General features: G+C 61.0%; 17 protein-coding genes and 1 tRNA gene. 4 read left to right on the top strand and 14 right to left on the bottom strand.

Going from position 1 to position 17,671, the window contains the following annotated elements; all coding sequences use genetic code 11:
- Positions 1-6: 6 nt before the first annotated feature.
- Positions 7-1,212: a hypothetical protein gene (locus U8U01_RS07300; protein ID WP_322172955.1), complete on the bottom strand. Its 1,206-nt coding sequence runs from the start codon at positions 1,210-1,212 to the stop codon at positions 7-9.
- On the bottom strand, positions 1,206-1,886 hold the full coding sequence (locus U8U01_RS07305) for an ABC transporter ATP-binding protein (protein WP_322172957.1): 681 nt from the start codon (positions 1,884-1,886) through the stop codon (positions 1,206-1,208). Before U8U01_RS07305 ends, U8U01_RS07300 begins: the two co-directional genes overlap by 7 nt.
- Before the next feature lie 214 nt (positions 1,887-2,100).
- Between U8U01_RS07305 and U8U01_RS07310 the strand changes: the two genes are divergently transcribed.
- A complete protein-coding gene (locus U8U01_RS07310) occupies positions 2,101-2,529 on the top strand; it encodes a BlaI/MecI/CopY family transcriptional regulator (protein WP_322172958.1) in 429 nt (142 codons plus the stop codon).
- Positions 2,530-2,853: 324 nt separating this feature from the next.
- Positions 2,854-3,000, top strand: coding sequence for a hypothetical protein (locus U8U01_RS07315; protein WP_322172960.1), 147 nt, complete (start codon positions 2,854-2,856; stop codon positions 2,998-3,000).
- A 226-nt stretch (positions 3,001-3,226) separates the two neighbouring features.
- Here the strand turns inward: U8U01_RS07315 and U8U01_RS07320 are convergent.
- The 7 genes from U8U01_RS07320 to U8U01_RS07350 all read right to left on the bottom strand — a co-directional run bounded on the left by U8U01_RS07320 (position 3,227) and on the right by U8U01_RS07350 (position 10,073).
- Positions 3,227-3,302, bottom strand: a tRNA-Pro gene (locus tag U8U01_RS07320).
- A 121-nt stretch (positions 3,303-3,423) separates the two neighbouring features.
- On the bottom strand, positions 3,424-3,618 hold the full coding sequence (locus tag U8U01_RS07325; RefSeq protein WP_322172962.1) for a hypothetical protein: 195 nt from the start codon (positions 3,616-3,618) through the stop codon (positions 3,424-3,426).
- A 16-nt stretch (positions 3,619-3,634) separates the two neighbouring features.
- Positions 3,635-3,778 (bottom strand): hypothetical protein, encoded by a 144-nt coding sequence (locus U8U01_RS07330; protein ID WP_322172964.1) that lies wholly within the window; start codon positions 3,776-3,778, stop codon positions 3,635-3,637.
- A 97-nt stretch (positions 3,779-3,875) separates the two neighbouring features.
- Positions 3,876-5,084 carry an aspartate kinase gene (locus U8U01_RS07335; protein ID WP_322172966.1) on the bottom strand — a complete coding sequence of 403 codons (1,209 nt, stop codon included), beginning with the start codon at positions 5,082-5,084 and terminating at the stop codon, positions 3,876-3,878.
- A gap of 88 nt (positions 5,085-5,172) precedes the next feature.
- Complete coding sequence (thrB, locus tag U8U01_RS07340; RefSeq protein WP_322172968.1) at positions 5,173-6,069, bottom strand: homoserine kinase; 897 nt, start codon at positions 6,067-6,069, stop codon at positions 5,173-5,175.
- A 72-nt stretch (positions 6,070-6,141) separates the two neighbouring features.
- Complete coding sequence (locus tag U8U01_RS07345) at positions 6,142-7,389, bottom strand: homoserine dehydrogenase (protein ID WP_322172969.1); 1,248 nt, start codon at positions 7,387-7,389, stop codon at positions 6,142-6,144.
- 131 nt (positions 7,390-7,520) lie between these two features.
- Entirely contained in the window at positions 7,521-10,073 is a 2,553-nt protein-coding gene (locus tag U8U01_RS07350; protein WP_322172970.1) for a transglycosylase domain-containing protein, read from the bottom strand.
- A gap of 85 nt (positions 10,074-10,158) precedes the next feature.
- Between U8U01_RS07350 and U8U01_RS07355 the strand changes: the two genes are divergently transcribed.
- Positions 10,159-10,578, top strand: a complete 420-nt coding sequence (locus tag U8U01_RS07355; protein ID WP_322172972.1) for a hypothetical protein — start codon at positions 10,159-10,161, stop codon at positions 10,576-10,578.
- 78 nt (positions 10,579-10,656) lie between these two features.
- Here the strand turns inward: U8U01_RS07355 and U8U01_RS07360 are convergent, their stop codons facing one another.
- The 4 genes from U8U01_RS07360 to U8U01_RS07375 all read right to left on the bottom strand — a co-directional run bounded on the left by U8U01_RS07360 (position 10,657) and on the right by U8U01_RS07375 (position 14,804).
- Positions 10,657-10,848 (bottom strand): alpha/beta-type small acid-soluble spore protein, encoded by a 192-nt coding sequence (locus U8U01_RS07360; RefSeq protein ID WP_322172974.1) that lies wholly within the window; start codon positions 10,846-10,848, stop codon positions 10,657-10,659.
- A 226-nt stretch (positions 10,849-11,074) separates the two neighbouring features.
- On the bottom strand, positions 11,075-11,764 hold the full coding sequence (locus tag U8U01_RS07365) for a cell wall hydrolase (RefSeq protein ID WP_322172976.1): 690 nt from the start codon (positions 11,762-11,764) through the stop codon (positions 11,075-11,077).
- Positions 11,765-12,034: 270 nt separating this feature from the next.
- Complete coding sequence (locus U8U01_RS07370; protein ID WP_322172978.1) at positions 12,035-12,496, bottom strand: S-ribosylhomocysteine lyase; 462 nt, start codon at positions 12,494-12,496, stop codon at positions 12,035-12,037.
- 40 nt (positions 12,497-12,536) lie between these two features.
- Positions 12,537-14,804, bottom strand: a complete 2,268-nt coding sequence (locus U8U01_RS07375; RefSeq protein ID WP_322172980.1) for a glycoside hydrolase family 3 C-terminal domain-containing protein — start codon at positions 14,802-14,804, stop codon at positions 12,537-12,539.
- Positions 14,805-15,025: 221 nt separating this feature from the next.
- Here U8U01_RS07375 and U8U01_RS07380 point away from each other — a divergent pair, with 221 nt between their 5' ends.
- Positions 15,026-15,958, top strand: coding sequence for a DNA-processing protein DprA (locus U8U01_RS07380; RefSeq protein WP_322172982.1), 933 nt, complete (start codon positions 15,026-15,028; stop codon positions 15,956-15,958).
- A gap of 83 nt (positions 15,959-16,041) precedes the next feature.
- Here the strand turns inward: U8U01_RS07380 and U8U01_RS07385 are convergent, their stop codons facing one another.
- Positions 16,042-17,670 carry a DUF4091 domain-containing protein gene (locus tag U8U01_RS07385; protein ID WP_322172984.1) on the bottom strand — a complete coding sequence of 543 codons (1,629 nt, stop codon included), beginning with the start codon at positions 17,668-17,670 and terminating at the stop codon, positions 16,042-16,044.
- Between the last annotated feature and the right edge of the window lies 1 nt (position 17,671).

The raw sequence follows: 17,671 nt of genomic DNA on the forward strand, positions 1-17,671 counted from the left end.
TACCCCCTATTCTACAGCCGCCAGCAGTGTGAACGCGTTGAAACGCAGTAGCAGGGCCAGCGCCACCACGTCCCCTATGCAGGCGCAAAGCAGGAACGCCCCGCATATTGTCAACGCACCCTGGATGGACAGCCCTGCCAGCAGCAACATGGCCGGGAATACCAGCGCGCAACCTGCAAGTTCCGCCAGGAGCGCGGCTAAAAAACAGCCTGCGGCGCACAGGAACCTGGGCCGCCCCAGGGAGATGGATATGGCCATCACCCGCCGGGAACCGCGCATGATGAGAAATATGGCCAGGATTATCATGCCTATTAACAGCGCGAAGAAGGGGCCTTGGAAACGTTTGAAAAGAACCACGGTCTGGCCCAAAGTTTCGGCGGAGGTAATGTACTGCTGGTCGTCCACGGTTATGGTCGCCCCGGTGAAATCCATCATGGTATCGGGGTTGGGCTCAAGAAAGCTTATATCTTTAATGCTGTCCTTAAAGGCGCTTATCTGCCGTGGGTCTTTCATGGAGGCCCACATCTCGTTATAGTTTACCTCTGCGCCCTTGGACTCCATGGCCTTGCGCATCCAGTTCACCGGGACAAGGAACTCCTTGGGGTTATCCCTGGAGTGGCTGGTGCCCACCACCCTAAGGGTCTGCTCCCCAAGGGGCGTGTAGATGCTGTCCTTATATAGGTCATAGGTCAGGGTGTAAACGGGAAAGGTGACCTCGTCCCCCACCTCTATGTCATAGCGCTCGGCGAACATGGTTTCCACAAGGCACACGGCCTCCTCCGACTGGAACATGGACTCGTCATAGCCCTGCGAGTAGGTGAACTCCCCGTCGGGCATCCACAAACAGCCCAAATCGCTGACGGCATAAACATTGCAGTCCTTCTGGAAGGGCTCCAGCTCCCGGTTCTCCTCGCTGTAGGCCCCCTCGCCGTATATAACGTAGTGGAAGTCCTCCAGGTACGGGCTTGAAAGAAAGTTCTCCTGCCTGAAGGCGTTGATATTGAGCCCATAGGTGCGGTCGGCGGAGGGATTGGCCACGTTTACGGTGACAGGTATACTGGCCGCCAGCCGCTCTATGGCCTCCTCATTGGCGGTAATGTTGCTTACATAGAACGCCACACACCCGGCGAGCATGGCTGATGCCATCACCAGTATTAGAGTGCGGCCCTTGTTGCGGACAAGCTGCCACAGGGTTTCCTGCAGGGTCAGCATACGCACACCTCCCTCTCTATTTTGCCGTCCCGCATACGGTAGACCACGTCAGCCTGGGCGGCGATATCCCGGTCGTGGGTAACGACGATGATGCAGCGGTTTTCCTCGCCCGCCAGGTACTTCAGCAGGGTGATGATGTTCTGGCCATTTTCGCTGTCCAGGTTGCCCGTGGGCTCATCCGCCAAGAGCACCTTGGTTTCGCTGGCAAGCGCCCGTGCGATTGCCACCCTTTGCTGCTGCCCGCCGGAGAGCATGGCAGGGCGCTTGCGGGGATCCACGTCCTCCAGCCCCACCGCCGCCAGCAGTTCCTGGGCCCTGGGGATGGCCTCCCGCATGGGCACCCGCACCACCCGCATGGGGTAGGCCACATTCTCCAGGATGGTGAGATGGGGGAACAGGTTGAAAGACTGGTAGATGACGGACACATTCTTCCGCCGGTGCCGTTCCCTGCCGATTTCCCGGACGGTGCGCCCGTCGGAGATCACCTGGCCCTCGTCCGGGTCGCCCAAGCCCGCCAGCATAGACAGGAGCGTGGTCTTGCCGCTGCCCGACTGGCCCACAATGGCGTAGAACTTCCCCAACTCGAAGTCGCAACTGACTTCGTCCAGAGCGTGGACCTTCTGGTATTTGCTCTGATACGTAAAAGATAGTTTTTCGGCGCTGAGTATGCTCATGGCAGGCCCTCCTGGTAAAAACCCAATTGATATTTTGGAGATATTCTATTTCCAGAATGCGCGGGTTCTGTGCCCCGCAAATCTTGTCTTTTACTATAGCATACTCCCGGCAATCTGTCAACAAATAGAATAATTTATTTCTACTGTTTTTTCATTGACTTTTTGCGGAACTTGGAATATAGTATGATTATATCTTCCAAAAGGAGGGCTTTCCATGCCAAAAAAGAACCATCCTCCGGTCACCGCGTCCGAACTGGCCCTGCTGCAAATCCTCTGGGAGGCGTCCCGCCCCCTGAACAAGCAGGAGATTCTGGAAAAGGCCAGCGCCGACGAGCCCATGTTCGCAAAGAACTCCTTCCACCTCCTGGCCAACGAGCTGATCGCCAAAGGCTACCTGCTCCCCATTGACAACGGCGGCAGGGGCCGGAAAAATGCCCGCCGCTACGCCCCCACGGTATCCTGCAACGAATTCCTGGCCATGCAGGTTTTCTCCGCCCAGACCTATAAGCCTTCGGACATCCCGGATATTCTCACCTCCCTTTTGGATCTTTCCGCAGGCATGGACCTGGAGCCGGTGCTTGCGGGTATTGAGCAGGTCATCACCAGAAGGCGGCAAGAAAAAGAGGCAAACAACCCGGCCTGACTGGGGTTGGAGAGAAGGGCTTTCCCTGTCCGTTTTCACCGGGATAAACCACCGTCTGGCTCCCACGGCCGGACGTTCTGTGGCGCTTGTTCTGGCGGCCGTTCTGTTGATGGCAAGCATGGGCGCCTACCCTGGGCGCTGGGTTTCTACGCCTCTGCCTGCCGGCATTTCAGTGCCCTGCCAAAGGCCGGCCCGTTTGCCCCTTGCCATTTGTTCGTATGCCTACTGTTTTTTGTAAAGGGTAAAGGCACGCGTAAAAAAGAGCCTTCCGTTTTTCGGAAGGCTCTTGGCACTGGCTGTTTGTAGTTGGTGTGCGGACGGATTATGGCCCTTCCATTGGGCAGCGCCTTTTGCAACCACCTCAGCGGTTATGCAGACACCGATGACGACGACAGCGGCATCGCTTCCCTGGCCCGTTCACTGGGGATAAACCTGAGATTTACAGAATATGTGCGGTACTGCTGGAAATGACTGCCGGAATATCCTGGCAAAAGGCAAAGATCCCGATTTATTTTAAAAAAGTAAAAGATGCAGAAACCGGAACGTTTCTGCATCTTGGCGGCTTGCCGCAGGCAATGCTTTGGGTATCCTCTTAAAATACGCCGTAATCTGACGGCCCTTTTGGGGCCTCTGAACGCAAAAATTCCCCGGAATGCCGGGGAATTTTGCGGGTGGCATCTTTTAAGATGCGTAAACATGGTCCGAGTGGCGAGACTTGAACTCACGGCCTCTTGACCCCCAGTCAAGCGCGCTACCAACTGCGCCACACCCGGACAACAACGATATTATACCCCATTCCCGCAAAAAAAGCAAGTGTTTTTTTACAAATTTCCAAAAAAATTTTCAGAAAAAGAGCGGGCAGGTTCCCCCTACCCGCTCTTCCCCTGGGCCGCGCTACTGGCGCATCATCAACTCGTTGACAATGCGGCGCATATCCTCTTCGCTGTGGATCTCATTCTGCCGCTCTTCCAGCGCTGCCCGCACTTCTTCAGGCAGGTCATGCCGGCCGCCAAAGATAAGGGGCACGATCCCCATGCCCAGGCCGCCGGGCGTGCCCATCGGCTCGTTGCCATACTGATACGGAAACATTCCATCACCCCCAGGCCTAGTATGCCCGGCCAGGGGGCGCGCAACCGCGGAAATATTTGCCGCCTGCGGTGCGCCGGGCGATCACCCGCGCAAAGGCGTGCCCGTGGTGGATATCCCCCCGGATGGCTGTGCTGAAAAAGCCCGCCGCGTGATGCGCCAACTGCCAGCCCCCCGTACAGGGCGGGCAACGCCCCTACCGCGATGTACCCGCCGGGAAAACAGGATGGCCCCCGCCAGAAGGCAGGGGCCCGGTGGGGTCAGCTCTCGAAAAACTTGGCGTGGATGGCCTCCACTGCCCGGTCGCTGTCCGCTTTATGCACCAGCACGGAGATCTTGATCTCGCTGGTGGAGATCATCTGGATGTTCACGTTCCGGCTGAACAGGGCCTCGAACATCTCCGCGGCCACGCCGGGGTGGCTCTCCATGCCCGCGCCCACAATGGACACCTTGGACACGTTGTCGTCTGCCACCAGGCTGGTAGCGCCCAGCTTTTCCGTGTATTCCCGCAGCAGTTCGATGGTGTCCTCCATCCGCTCCTTTTCCACGGTAAAGCTGATGTCCTTTGTGCCGTTGCGGCCAATGGACTGCAAAATGATGTCCACATTGGTCCCCTTGGAGGACAGCTTGGAGAATATCTTAAAGGCCAGGCCGGGCTTATCCGGCACGCCGATAATCGAGATCCGCGCAATGTTGTCATCCTTTGCCACGCCGCTAATAAGCATCTGTTCCACGCTGTTTTCCTCCTTGACAATGGTGCCCCTGGCCCTGGTCAGGCTTGAGAGGACTTCCAGTTCTATGTTATACTTTTTCGCCATTTCCACCGAGCGGTTGTGCAGCACCTGGGCCCCCAGCGAGGCCAGCTCCAGCATTTCGTCATAGGTGATGCAGGCCAGCTTTCTCGCGCCGGGTATCTTCCGGGGGTCAGCGGTGTATACGCCGTCCACGTCTGTGTAGATCTGGCACAGGTCCGCGTGCATGGCGGCGGCATAGGCCACGGCGCTGGTGTCGCTGCCGCCCCGGCCGATGGTCGTCACGTCGCCGTACCGGTTTACTCCCTGGAAACCGGCTATCACCACAATGCGGTGCTTATCCAGCTCCTTCTTTACCCGCGAGGTATCAATCTTCTTGATGCGCGCGCTGCCGTAGTCTGAGGTGGTATTGAACCCGGCCTGCCAGCCCAGCAGGGATACCACCGGGAAACCCATGCGCTCGATGGCCATGGCCAGCAGCGCGGCGGAAACCTGCTCTCCCGAAGAGAGCAGCATATCCATCTCCCGCTTGCTGGGCCGCTGGTTTACCTCCGCGGCTTTGGCGGTCAGGTCGTCGGTGGTGTCCCCCTGGGCGGAAACCACTGCCACCACGTCGTTGCCGTCCTTGTAGGCGGAGGTAATGATGTCCGCCACATTGTCAATGCGCTGGGCGTCCCGGACGGAAGTCCCCCCGAATTTCTGTACAATAAGTGCCATAGTCAACCCCTCTGTATTGTTATATTCACGTGCGCCGGCGGTAGGTCCCCGGCGGGAGCCCTGCCCCCCTTGCCGGACAGGCGCCCTGTTACTCGATGACCACCTTCGCCCCTTCCTGGTCCGCTTGCAGGATCTCCACCCGCCAGCCGGTGATGCCCTTGTCGGCCAGGTGGCTGACGCAGTTGTCGCCGAAAGCTTGGGCGTTCTCCGTGTCGATCATGGCGATGATGGTGGGCCCCGCCCCGCTGACATAGGTGCCAAGGCTCCCCAGCTCATAACTCATGCGGAACACATTGTCGTAATTCTCAATGAGCCCCGAACGGTAGGGCTGGTGGATGCGGTCCTGTACCGCCACCCGTAGGTTATGCAGTTCGCCGGAAAACAGCGACGCGGTCATCAGCCCGGAGCGGGACAGGTTGTATACCGCGTCCTCCCGGCTGTAGGACTTGGGCAGGGCGGCCCTGGCCTCTTCGGTTTTCAGTTCAAAAGGGGGGATCAGCAGCGCAAACCGGATCTTGCCGCTGACCGGCACGCTGACGCTGTACACCCGCTCCCCCTCCATGGCCGAGGCCACCAGCCCCCCGGAGAGGGCCGGGCTGGTGTTGTCCGGGTGGCCCTCTATCTTGGCCGCCAGGTTGATCAGGTCGGTTTTGGAGAGGGGGTTGCCCATAAAGCGGTTGGCCGCCAAAATCCCTGCTACAATACAGGCCGAACTGCTGCCCAGCCCCCGTGCCATGGGTATGTTGTTTTCCTGTATGATCCGCAGTCCGGGCAGCTTTTTGCCGCATACCTGGTACAGATGCCTGGCCGCCCAGAAAATCAGGTTGCTCTCGTCTTTGGGTACCGGCAGCCCGTCGGTGCAGGTAATGTCCAGGCCGTCATACTCCTCTACCCACACCCGGTTCTGCATGGTCAGGGCAATGCCCAGCGAGTCAAAGCCGGAGCCCAGGTTGGCGCTGGTTGCCGGCACGTCGATCCGTATCATCCGTATTCCCCCTTCAAGCGTTGCCGCGCAGGCTGCCCCCGCGGCTTTGGGCGCTATTTTTGTGTGGCGCCGCTAAAAATCAGAGATCCGTATCCGGTTCAGCACCGTGATACCCCCGGCGGCCAGCCCTGCCAGCTTTTCCTGTAGCCGGTCGTCCGTAACGCCGCCCACGCAGAACCCGGCCTCCCCCGGTCCCTCGTCCTTGCGGATGATCCGGGCCGCACCGGGGAACGCCGCCTCGGCCTGGGCAAAGGCCTCCTCCGAACTGCCGCCCCCCTGGATATGCACGAAAAAGTCGTCCGGCACCGTGCCGAAGGGCTCCACATAACCGGGCTTGGCGTCCTCCCAGAACAGGTATTTCCGGGCTTTGAAGTGTTTTACACAGTCGATCACATCCGCCACCATAGCGCTGGCTGTGGGCAGCTTGCCCGCCCCTTTGCCGTAGAACATCACGTCGCCGGTGGCGTCACCCCGCACCAAAATGCCGTTGAACACATCGTCCACATTGGCCAACTGGCTTTCCCGGCTGATGAACATGGGCGCCACCATAATGGTGATCTTCCCGCTTTCCAGCATTTTCACCTGGCCGATCAGCTTGATCACGCCCCCCCAGGCGCCGGCATAGGCCACGTCCTCCAGGGTGATCCCGGTGATGCCCTCGGTATGCACCTGCTCCGGGTACACATGGGAGCCAAAGGCCAGGCTGGCCAGTATGCAGATCTTCCGGCAGGCGTCCGCCCCCTCCACATCGGCGGAGGGGTCCCGCTCTGCGTAGCCCAACTGCTGGGCCAGGGCCAGGGCCCCGTCAAAAGCCATATGCTCCCGGATCATCTTGGTCAGGATGAAGTTGGTGGTGCCGTTGAGGATCCCGGCGATCTCCCCCACCTCATTGGCGGCCAGGCACTGGCTGATCGGCCGTATAATAGGGATACCCCCGCCTACGCTGGCCTCAAACAGGAAATTCAAGTTGTTCTTCTGGGCCAAAGCCAGCAGCTCCGCGCCCTTGGCGGCCACCAGTTCCTTGTTGGAGGTGACCACCGACTTGCCCCCTTGCAGGCACTGCTTGGCAAAGGTAAAGGCCGGCTCCAGGCCCCCCATACACTCCGCCACGATTTTGATCTCCGGGTCGTTCAAAATCCGGGAAAAATCCTTGGTAAAGCTGCCCGCATAGGGCAGGCCCGGAAAGTCCCGCAGGTCCAGTATATATTTTACGTTGATCTCCTCTTTGGCGCGCCGGGTGATGCTGTCCCGGTGGGACCGCAGCACCTCCAGCACCCCTGATCCCACGACCCCGTGGCCCAGTACGGCTATTTCCGCCATTTCCATCCCTTCTCTCTCTTTTTTAAGCGGCGCCGGGCAGGGGCGTCCTGCCTCCCCGGCCCGCGCGTTGGATCGTTGCTTGTCTGTGTTTTGCCTGTAAGGGGCGTTTTGCGCCCTGCCCGCAGTTTGGCTTACCCTACCGGCACATCCGGCGTGTGGGTCCCCACGTCCGGGTTATCGTCCGGGGTGTCCGGGGGCGTATCGGTGGGCTCCTCCGTAGGCTCTTCGGTAGGCTCCTCGGTGGGCTCCGGCGTGTAGGTTGCCGGCGGGAAACTGGGGAACACCGGCGGCGTAGGCGTAGGCTCATCCGTGGGGCCGGGGGGCGGGTTGGGCGTATCCGTAGGCTCTACCGATTCCCCAGGGGTGGGGCTGGCGTCCGGGGACACGCTGGGCGAGGGGGACACCGAAGGCGACGGCGACACGCTGGGCGAGGCCGACGGCGATGCACTGGGCGACGCGGAGGGCGATACCGCGGGCCCGGCAATGTGGTCGGAGCCGCCGTTGCAGGTGCCGGGGGTGTTGCCGCTGGAATACCAGCCGGTGGCGGTATTAAAGCAGCCCGGCCCTGCCAGCTTGCCGCTGCTGCGGCAGAAGGTGCGCTGGCCCACGTTCTCGCTGATGACCCACTGCCGGCCCGACCAGTCATAGTTGTCGATCAGGTGCTGCATCACCGACTTCCAGGTGCGCAGGTGCATAAGGCCGTCGCCCAGCTCCTGGCTGTAGGTGTAGCCGTTCCAGATGCCCGCCACGCAGAAGGGGGTGGCCCCCACAAAGTACAGGTCAAAGTCATTGTCCGTGGTGCCCGTTTTGCCGTAGATGGTCACAGGCAGGTCGGCCAGGTAGCCGCCGGTGCCCTGGGAGCCGTAAATGGGCCTTTGCAGCAGCTTGTTCATGATGGTGGCGTTCTCCGGGCTCATCACCTGGGTGCCGGGGTCGTCCCGGTTGTCCAAAATCACGTTGCCGTTATGGTCTTTCACATACCAGTAGGAGATGGGCCGGTGGTATACGCCCCCGTTGGCATAAATCTGGTAGCCGGCGGTCATATCCGCCACCGTGGTGCCCCAGGTCTGGGTACCCAGCGCCATGGCGGAAAGGCTATGGGCGTCCTCCTCGCTGGTCAAGGTCTTGTAGTGCAGCGACTGGGTCAGCCACTCATAACACGCCTCAGGGGTCAGGTCATTGCAAAGCTGCACCGCCGGGGCGTTGATGGACATTTCGATGGCCGTGTCCACGCACATATAATTGGTATACTTGCCGTTCCAGTTTTTGGGCCCGGGCTGGCCGGGGCCAAAGTAGTTGGGCAGGGGCTGGTCCTTCAGCAGGGAACCGTAGGTAATGACCCCGTTATTCAGCCCCAACGCATAGGGGCTGATGGTCTTCATGGAGGAGCCGCAGGGCCGGGTGGCGTCGCTGGCGTTGCTCTCCAGCCGCACGCCGTCCCGCTCGTACCGGTCGCCGATGGTGGCCATCACCTGGCCGTTGTAGGGGTTCATCATAAAGAACCCCACCTGGATGTCCTCGTCGGCTGGCAGCATATCCGTATTGGTAAGGAAATAGTGCTCCATGTCGCTTTGCAGTTTCTGGTCCATGGCGCTGTGGATTTCCAGGCCGCCGTTATACATCATACGGGTGGCGTATTCCCGCGAGTAGCTGTACCGCTCCATCAGGTCGCTTACGATCTGGTCAAACATATAGTCAATGTACCAGTTCCACTTGGCCTCGTCCTGGTTGTCCTCTACGCTTTCTTCCTCAATATCCGCGCCGACAAAGTCCATGCCGGCCAGTTCCTGTAGGGCGGCATTGTACTCGGCCTGGGTAATGGGCACCAGGTGCTCGGTGTCCAGCTCCCCGCTTTGGGAGAGCTCCAGCATACGGTCCAGCACCACTTCCGCCTTTTCCTTGCTCTTTTCAGGGAAGAGCAGGGGGTTAAACTGGTAGGGGTTCTGGGTAATGCCCGCAATCAGGGCGCATTCGGCCAGGTCGCATTCCGCAATGCTCTTTTCAAAGTAGCACTGGGCGGCGGCCTCCACCCCCTGGCACATACCGCCGTAGTTGACGATGTTCAGGTAGGCTTCCAAAATCTGCTCTTTGGTATACTTGTCCTTTTCCAGGTTCAGGGCGGTAAATATCTCCGTCACCTTGCGCATGATGCTGTACTGGTTCTCGCCGGTAATGTTCTTGATCAACTGCTGGGTGAGGGTAGAGCCCCCACGGCCCGGCTGGCCGGTCAGCAGGCTCAGCACCGCGCCGGCGGTACCCTTCCAGTCCACCCCCTGGTGCTGGTAGAACCGGTGGTCCTCAATGGCGATCTGGGCGGTCTGCATATAGTCCGGTATATCGGACAAGCTCACCCACACCCGGTTCTCGTCCTTAAACAGGGTCATATAAGGGGTAACGGTGCCGTTGCCGTCGTCCAGGTAGATTTCGCTGGAATAGTTCAGCCCGCCCTGGCCGATATCCGGGGGCTCCACATTGCGGAAACTCAGGATAAAGGAGGCCACTGACAAAAACACCAGCAGCCCGGTAATGGCCAGCACCCAGAACACCGTTTTAAAAGCTTTCCACACCATACCGCCCAGGGTTGCCGCCGTGGCCCCGGCAGACTTGGTAAACTCCCCCTCTGTGTGCTGGCTGGGGACTTGGGTGGAGGTGGTGGCGTATTGGTTGATGTCTTCTTTTCTCACGGGTCATGATCCTCCGTTATTTTCAGTAAATTTATGGGAATAAAACCCAGAAAACAGGGCAGACTAATGGCCGAGGTGGTTTATAATGACGCATAAACAGTACAAGGCCTGGACCCTCTGGCTGCTGATCATTACCGTAACGGCCCTGGTGCTTACGGCGGCCATGCTTTCCCTTAAGCGCAGCGCCGCGGCGTCCCAGGCCGCGCCGGCCAATGCCCCGGAAGAACCTGGTAGTGCCTATTATACCCCAAACCCGGCTCCAAGTCAAGGAAACAGCGAAAACAACGGGGAGGCGGGGGCCGCCGGGGAAAGCGGCAAAACAAGGTACCTGGTCACGCTGTACCGGGGGCATATCGGGGTGTTCCAGGAGGGCCGCACCACGCCGGTGCTTACGGCGGACACAGAGGTTTACCTGCTGCCTGAGGCGGACATCGAGCTGCTGAAAAAGGGCATCCCGGCCAATACCCTCCACGAGGCCCGGCGCATTTTGGAGGACTACGACTGAACCCAGCCCATAAAAAAGGACGCCCCGCCGGCCCCGGCAGAGCGTCCTTTGCTGGCCTTGCCAGCCTGTTGGCCTATCTTACTTCAGGCCCTTTTCGTAGCTCTCGATCATCTTCTTCACCATCTGGCCGCCCACAGAACCGGCCTGCCGGGCAGTGATATCGCCGTTGTAGCCCTGCTTGAGGTTTACGCCCACCTCAGAAGCGGACTCCATCTTAAAACGCTCCATAGCCTCTTTAGCCTCGGGGACCATAACAGAATTGTTTTTCATGATTCTCGCTCTCCTCTGCAAAAAGTTTTTTTCGCGTTTGCATTAACTATTGTGACTCGCCGCCCGGCCTTTATGATTGTCAATTTTTGCAAGCTTTGCGCAACCCCGCCCGCATATTTCCCGGCCGCCGCTAGCCCGGCCCGCCAGGATCCTATTAAAAAGAAAGCCCGCGGCGCATTGCCGCAGGCTTTCTTTTTAATTTGTTATTTTTGCACGTCCTTCTCCGTCAGGTATAACAGAAGTAGATGGTCGTACCCAGCACCGAATCATAATAGCTGGTGTACAGCCCGCTGCCGGTGATATAGCCGCTCTGCCCCGTTACATTGGCCGGGCAGATGCTGCCGTTCTCCAGCAGGTAGCGGGCGTTGGCGATCACCTTTGCGCTGGGCGTTTTGTGGATGGAGCCGTTATACACCGGCCCATACTGCCCCGGCTGATAGATCACATCCCGGATGGTATTGGGGAAGTGCACGCTGTTTACCCGGTTCAACACCACGCTGCCCACCATCCGCTGCACCCAGTCGGGCATCCAATCGCAGCCTGCCTCCGCGTTGATGATCCGCGCCAGCAGGTCCAAATCCTCCTCCGTATAGGTGGGCTTGGGCTTTTTGGCCTCCTCAATGGCCTTCAGTATCTCCGCGGCGGTGGAGTAATCGCTAAAATACGTGGTCTTGGGGTAATCCAGCCGCAGGTCGTCGATCTTCAGGTTCCGCTGGCGCTCATAGACAGACCCCATCATCATGGCATAGGGCCCGCCGTCCTGTAGCACCCGCTGGATCAGCGCGGTATAATCCGCCTTGGGGTCATAGCCCGTCACCGTCACATAGTCCAACAGGCTCTGGCTGGCAGCCGAGGCCCCCAGCCCGCCGGTAACGGCCAGCGCCAGGGCCAGCAGCACCGCGATCAGTCGTTTCATCAATATAAGCACGTTCCTTTCTTGCCGGCACGGCCCCAGGGCCGCCGCCCGGCTTGGTATACGTCACGCAACAGTAACCAGTATACCCGGCCTTTTGGTTAATTATACCAACGCACCAAAAACCGCCGCGCAACGCAGGGCCGCCTTTCGGCAAACCCACGGCTTATATTGTATCACCCGCCCCCAACGCAAAACCGCATAACCCGCCGTCGAAACCCCGCCCCTTTTTGCCGTCTGGGGGCAGCTATGCCGCCATTGCGGGGGAAGCGGTCAGGTCCGGTACGCCATCTGTTCCGGGGTCCACCCGGCCAGCACGGCGCACATATCCTGGGCCACCGCCCTGGCGCCGGGCAGGTCATGGTCCAGGTAATTGCCGCATTCCTCCCGCTTGTTGCCGGGTATCTCGCCGTCAAACCCCGCAATAAAGCGGAAGGTTTCCTGCACCAGCCCAATGGCCTGCTCCTTGGTAACGCTGTCCCGCACCAGCAGGTAAAAGCCTGTGCGGCAGCCCATGGGGCCCACATAGACCACCTGGCCGGACAGCCCGGAGTTCCGGGCGTAGGTGGCAAACAGGTGCTCAAAGGTATGCATGGCGCCGTCGTGCAGGTAATCGCCCCCATTGGGCTTTTTCATGCGGATGTCATACGTCACCACATCGCCGTCCGTCCGGGAAAGGTACATCCCCTTGTCCAGCTTGTCATGGTTTACGGTAAAGCTTGCGATTTTTTCCATAGTCCCACTCCTTTTTAACCTTATTTGTCCGGCCGGGCCCTCAGGCGTTCAGGCTGTCGATCAGCTTTTGCAGGCTCTCCGCCACCTCCGGCGCACCCCCCGCAAACATGATCAGCCCCCGCAGCGGCATATAGTTCATCATGGCCGCCATGGCGTCCCCGGCCATAATGGCCTCGCTCTCGTCCTGGCCCTCCTGGGGGCCGGCCCCGGCCAGGGGGTTCATGGCCTGCATCATCTGGCCCATAATCTGCGCGCCCTTGGGGTCGGCCATTACGTCGCCCACGGTGCTGTTCAGGCTCCACACCTTTTTCAGGGCCACGGTGCTTTCCACTTTAACTTTTGCACACTGCTCTATCCCGGCGCTGGAGCGGCCCACCATAATGGTAAAGTCCCCGCTCTCCACGTGCCAGCCGGCCATATCCACGTTGTAATAGGCAAAGGCCCGTTTATCCAGGGTGAATGCCACCACCTTTTCCTCGCCTGGCTGCAATTCCACCTTCTCAAAGCCTTTCAGTTCCTTCACCGGGCGGATCACCGTGCTCTCGTCGTCCCCCACATACAACTGCACGATCTCCTTGCCTGCCCGGCTGCCGGTATTTTTCACCTTTACGCTGACGTGCAGGGTATCGGTGTCCTGCATCTCCGCCTTGTCCAGGGTCAGGCCGCTGTAGGCAAACTGGGTATAGCTGAGGCCGTGGCCAAAGGGGAACAGCACCGGCAGCTTTTTCTTGTCATAATAGCGGTACCCCACAAAGATACCCTCCCGGTACTCGGCCCGGTCGCCCTCGCCAAAGTAGTACAGGTAAGAGGGGTTATCCTCCAGCCGCATGGGGAAGGTTTCCGCCAGCTTGCCGCTGGGGTTCACGTCCCCATACAGGAGGTCCACAATGGCCGGGCCCACTGCTTCGCCGCCCAGGTAGGCGTACAGCACGGCCTTTACCCCGCCGATCCAGGGCATCTCAATGGCGCTGCCGCACTCCACCACCACGGCGGTGTTGGGCTGCACCTTCAGCACCTCTTCCAGCAGCTTTTGCTGGCAGGCGGGTATCTGCATATCCTTGCGGTCAAAGCCCTCGCTCTCCATGGCGTCGGTAATGCCGATGAACACCACCGCACACTCCGCCGCCCCGGCGGTTTCCACAGCCTGGGCAATCAGGTTCTCGTCCGGCTCCTGGGTTTTGGTGCCGTAGCCCTGGGCATAGGTCACGCCGTAGCCCTTGGCCGCCTCTACCGAGCCGGACACCTTGTAACAGCTTACATGGGAGCTGCCGCCCCCCTGGAACCGGGGCTCGTCCGCAAACTTGCCGATAAAGGCCACCTTGGCCGATTTGTCCAAAGGCAGCATCCCGTCATTCTTCAGCAGCACCATAGACTCCGCCGCCATCTGCCGGGCCTTCTGGTGGTCCCGCTCGTAGTCGAACCGGGTGCCGGGCTGCCGGTTCTCCACATACTTGTACACAAAGCCCAAAATGCGTTCCACGGCCGTGTCCAGGTCGCTCTCCTGCATACGGCCCTCCTGTACGGCGGCAACCAGCTTTTCGGTGTTGCCGCTGCCGGGGCCGGGCATCTCCAGGTCCATGCCCGCGGGCACGCCCTTCACCCGGTCGTTCACCGCGCCCCAGTCGCTCATCACGGCCCCCTCAAAGCCCCACTCGTCCCGCAAAATCTCCGTCAGCAGCCGGTGGCTTTCCGAGGCGAAGTCCCCGTTGAGCTTGTTGTAGGAGCACATCACCGTCCAGGGCTTTGCCTCCTTCACCGACTTCTCAAAGGCGGGCAGGTAGATCTCCCGCAGGGTGCGTTCGTCCACCAGGCTGTCGCTGGTCATGCGGCGGTGCTCCATGCTGTTGGCGGCAAAGTGCTTGAGGCTGGTGCCCACGTTTTTGCTCTGCACGCCCTTGATGTACGCCGCGGACAGCTCCCCGGCCAGGTAGGGGTCCTCGGAGAAGTACTCGAAGTTCCGGCCGCACAGGGGGCTGCGCTTGATGTTCACCGCCGGGCCCAGCAGCACGGCCACGTCCTCGGCCTGGCACTCCTCCCCCAGCACCTCCCCGGACTCCCGGAGCAGGTCCCGGTCAAAAGAGCAGGCCACACAGGAGCCGGTGGGGTAGCTGATGGCCGTCACCGAGGCGTTCAGCCCCAGGTGGTCCGTATCCCCGGCCTGCTTGCGCAGGCCGCAGGGGCCGTCCGTCACCATCACCGAAGGGATGCCCAGCCGCTCCAGGCCCTCCACGTGCCAGAAATCCGCGCCGGAGCAGAACCGCGCCTTTTCTTCCAGCGTCATCTGCGCTACCAGTTGTTTTATATCCATTGCTAAAACGAACCCCTTTCTGTTAAAAACTATGTACAGATTATTCTAGCACGAAAAAACGAAAAAGTCCACCATATCCTGCACCCTGCCAAAAATTTTTTATCCTTGCTTTTCAAAATTGTGGGCGCTATAATGGTTATAAAGTATTGGCCCAGGGCGCGCTACCAGCCCCCCAGCGCGCCCCGCGCCGGTAAACCGCCCATAGCAAAGGAGGGCTGCCCGTGTCCGGCCCCCATATTTACTGGATCTGGTGCCAGGAGGCCTTTGGGCCCGGCAGCCCCCTCCCCCTGTATATCCACGAGAACTTCCCCGGCGGCGTGCCGGGGTTTGCCCAGGCCGGCCCAGTGGCCTGGCGGAGCCTGCCCTATTTATCCCCCCGGCACGTCCAGGCGCTGCGGCGTTTCACCCTCAGCCAGGCCCAAAGCCGCCTGCAACAGGCCCTGTCCTTTGGCTGGCAGGTGCTGGTGCCGGAAAGCCCCGGCTATCCCCCGGCCCTGCGGCACACGGCCAATCCCCCGGCCGTCCTGTACGTGCAGGGCTGCTGGCCGGCCTTTTCCGCCCCGGCAGTGGCTGTTGCAGGCGCCCGCAAGCCCCTGCCCGCCAGCCAGAAGGCCGCCTGCAAGATCAGCTACCAACTGGCAGCCGGCGGCGCCACCCTTGTCAGCGGCAGTGCCGCCGGGGTAGACGCCTGTGCCCTGGCCGCCGCCCTCCGGGCCGGTGGGCAGGTGGTCAGCGTCCTCCCCGTTGACCTGCACAGCCCCTACCCCACCGCCACCCGCCCTCTGCGCCGCCGCATCATAAGCCGGGGCGGCGCCCTTGTAACCGAGCACTTCTCCCAGCGGGCCCCTGTGCCCGGTGCCTTCCACTGGCGCAACCGTATTGTCACCGGGCTCAGCCAGGCCGTGGTGCTGGTGCAGGCCGACATCCATAGCGGCACCATGATCTACGCCACCTGTGCCGCCGACCAGGGCCGCGACGTCTATGTTTACCCCGGCCCTGCCGGTAGCCCGGCCTTTGCAGGCAGCCGCCTCCTGCTGGAGGACGGCGCCCGCCCGGCGGAAACCGGCCTGGCGGTGCTGCGGGACCTGCCCGCCTACTGCCGGGGCGGCAGCCACACCCGGTACCTCTACCCCCTGCCCGGCCGATCCCCCTAGCCGCCTGCCGACCCCCTGCACAGAGAAAGGCACGCCCTCCCCGGAGAGCGTGCCTTTTTTGGTTGATTGGACCCTCCTGCCGGTCAGCCCAGGGCCTTTTCCAGCGCCTCCGCCAGTTCCTCCCGCAAACGGAGCAGCCAGCTTTCATCCTGGGGGTAATCGTCAAAGGCGGCCACATCGGGCAGCAGCCCCAGCACCTTTTCCCGGCCCACCAGGCCCTCCAGCGCCACCAGGGCGCAATAGTCGCTCATGGCCTCGTCCATCAGCATCATCCGCACCGATTCCTCCGGCTTGCCGTCCTTGCCGGGGTACACCAAAAACGGGTCGCCGCTGGGGAACGCCCCGCCCGCGTCCGTGCACCGGTAGGGGTCAATGGGGTACAGGGAGTACTGCGCATTATAAAAATTATACCCCCAATGCAAAAACCCGTCCAGTTGATGCCTATACAGCAGCGCCCCCAGCGCCCGGGTGCGCTGCCCCGCCTGCACAATAAACCGGTTGGGCACATCCTTGCTCTGGCTGGTGCAGTAGTACCCCCACAAATAGGGCGGCCGCTGTTCCAGGAAGGGCTTAATGTGGTCCACCGCGCATACCGGCTGCTGTACCAGCCCCTGCTGGTAAAAGGCATAGTCGGACAAAGCGTCCATCATGGCATACCCTTCCAGCAGGGGGGCCACGATCTCCCAGGCCCGGCGGTAGCTGTCCAACTGGTCATGGGAGGGCTCGTCAGAGATATGGAAGTAGGTCCTCTTTTCGATGCCCAGGGCCTGCAATTCCCCCTTCAGGGCCGTCAGGAACGCCCGCAGGAAGTCCCCATAGGCCTGGCCGCCCCCGTCGGTGTCCCAGCCGAACAACAGTTGATACTGCCCGTCCTTCGTGCCCATCACCTTGGGCGCCGCCACGGCCCCCCACTGGCTGAACAGGTGGGAGATCTCGATATACTCCATGCCACAGTCCAGGGCCATTTTCACCCAGCGGCGGAACTTCTCAAAGCCAAAGCGGTATTGCCCGTCCTCCACGGCCACATCCACCAGTTGTACGGTACGGCGCTCGCCGCCCACCGCGGTGTCCAAAGGCGGGGTAAACACCGGGGTCAGCAGCATATTGCACTTGCGCCGGGCCGCGGTGCGCACAAAATTCTCCACGATCTCCCAGTACCGCTCCGAGAACACCTCTACCTGGTAGTAGTCCGCCAGGCAGTCGCTGTGGAACCACTCCGTATGGGGGATGCCCAGCTTGGGCAGCGCCAGGCCCAGTACCTTGCAGGCCACCCGGCACTGGCAAAGGGTTTCCCCGCCGGTGGTCAGTTTCACCTCCACCGGGTGTTCCCCGGCAGGCGTGTCCGCCCCCGGCTCCACGTCCACCCAAAGGCTGCGCCATTGGCCGGTAATCAGCGGCGCGCCCCATTCCGTCATATCCTGTAGCAGGTCAGGGTACAGGCCGGGGGCAGTGGCCAGGTAGCCCTGGTCTGCCTCCGGGTGGCAGGGGTAGGCGCAGGGCGCCAGTTCCACGGTGCGCACCCGCACCGGCAGGGGGGAAACCACCTCCACCCCGGCCAGGGCCTTGCCCCACCCGCCCCAATAATAGGCCAGTTGGAAAGACAGGGTTTCCCCCTGTAGCCCTGCCAGCCCCTGCCCCTCCCAGGCAGAAACCGGCTCCCGGTCCGGGAACACCTTACACATCGGCGATACCAGCTTATACTGAAAGTCCATA

The sequence above is a fragment of the Acutalibacter caecimuris genome (genome assembly GCF_034335085.1).
Lineage (GTDB): Bacteria > Bacillota > Clostridia > Oscillospirales > Acutalibacteraceae > Acutalibacter > Acutalibacter caecimuris.

Bases quoted from the DNA above. Each gene is read 5' to 3' on its own strand.
- U8U01_RS07300 (WP_322172955.1), bottom strand. From the start codon at position 1,212: ATGCTGACCCTGCAGGAAACCCTGTGGCAGCTTGTCCGCAACAAGGGC.
- U8U01_RS07305 (WP_322172957.1), bottom strand. From the start codon at position 1,886: ATGAGCATACTCAGCGCCGAAAAACTATCTTTTACGTATCAGAGCAAA.
- U8U01_RS07310 (WP_322172958.1), top strand. From the start codon at position 2,101: ATGCCAAAAAAGAACCATCCTCCGGTCACCGCGTCCGAACTGGCCCTG.
- U8U01_RS07315 (WP_322172960.1), top strand. From the start codon at position 2,854: ATGGCCCTTCCATTGGGCAGCGCCTTTTGCAACCACCTCAGCGGTTAT.
- U8U01_RS07325 (WP_322172962.1), bottom strand. From the start codon at position 3,618: ATGTTTCCGTATCAGTATGGCAACGAGCCGATGGGCACGCCCGGCGGC.
- U8U01_RS07335 (WP_322172966.1), bottom strand. From the start codon at position 5,084: ATGGCACTTATTGTACAGAAATTCGGGGGGACTTCCGTCCGGGACGCC.
- thrB (WP_322172968.1), bottom strand. From the start codon at position 6,069: ATGATACGGATCGACGTGCCGGCAACCAGCGCCAACCTGGGCTCCGGC.
- U8U01_RS07345 (WP_322172969.1), bottom strand. From the start codon at position 7,389: ATGGCGGAAATAGCCGTACTGGGCCACGGGGTCGTGGGATCAGGGGTG.
- U8U01_RS07355 (WP_322172972.1), top strand. From the start codon at position 10,159: ATGACGCATAAACAGTACAAGGCCTGGACCCTCTGGCTGCTGATCATT.
- U8U01_RS07360 (WP_322172974.1), bottom strand. From the start codon at position 10,848: ATGAAAAACAATTCTGTTATGGTCCCCGAGGCTAAAGAGGCTATGGAG.
- U8U01_RS07365 (WP_322172976.1), bottom strand. From the start codon at position 11,764: ATGAAACGACTGATCGCGGTGCTGCTGGCCCTGGCGCTGGCCGTTACC.
- U8U01_RS07370 (WP_322172978.1), bottom strand. From the start codon at position 12,496: ATGGAAAAAATCGCAAGCTTTACCGTAAACCATGACAAGCTGGACAAG.
- U8U01_RS07375 (WP_322172980.1), bottom strand. From the start codon at position 14,804: ATGGATATAAAACAACTGGTAGCGCAGATGACGCTGGAAGAAAAGGCG.
- U8U01_RS07385 (WP_322172984.1), bottom strand. From the start codon at position 17,670: ATGGACTTTCAGTATAAGCTGGTATCGCCGATGTGTAAGGTGTTCCCG.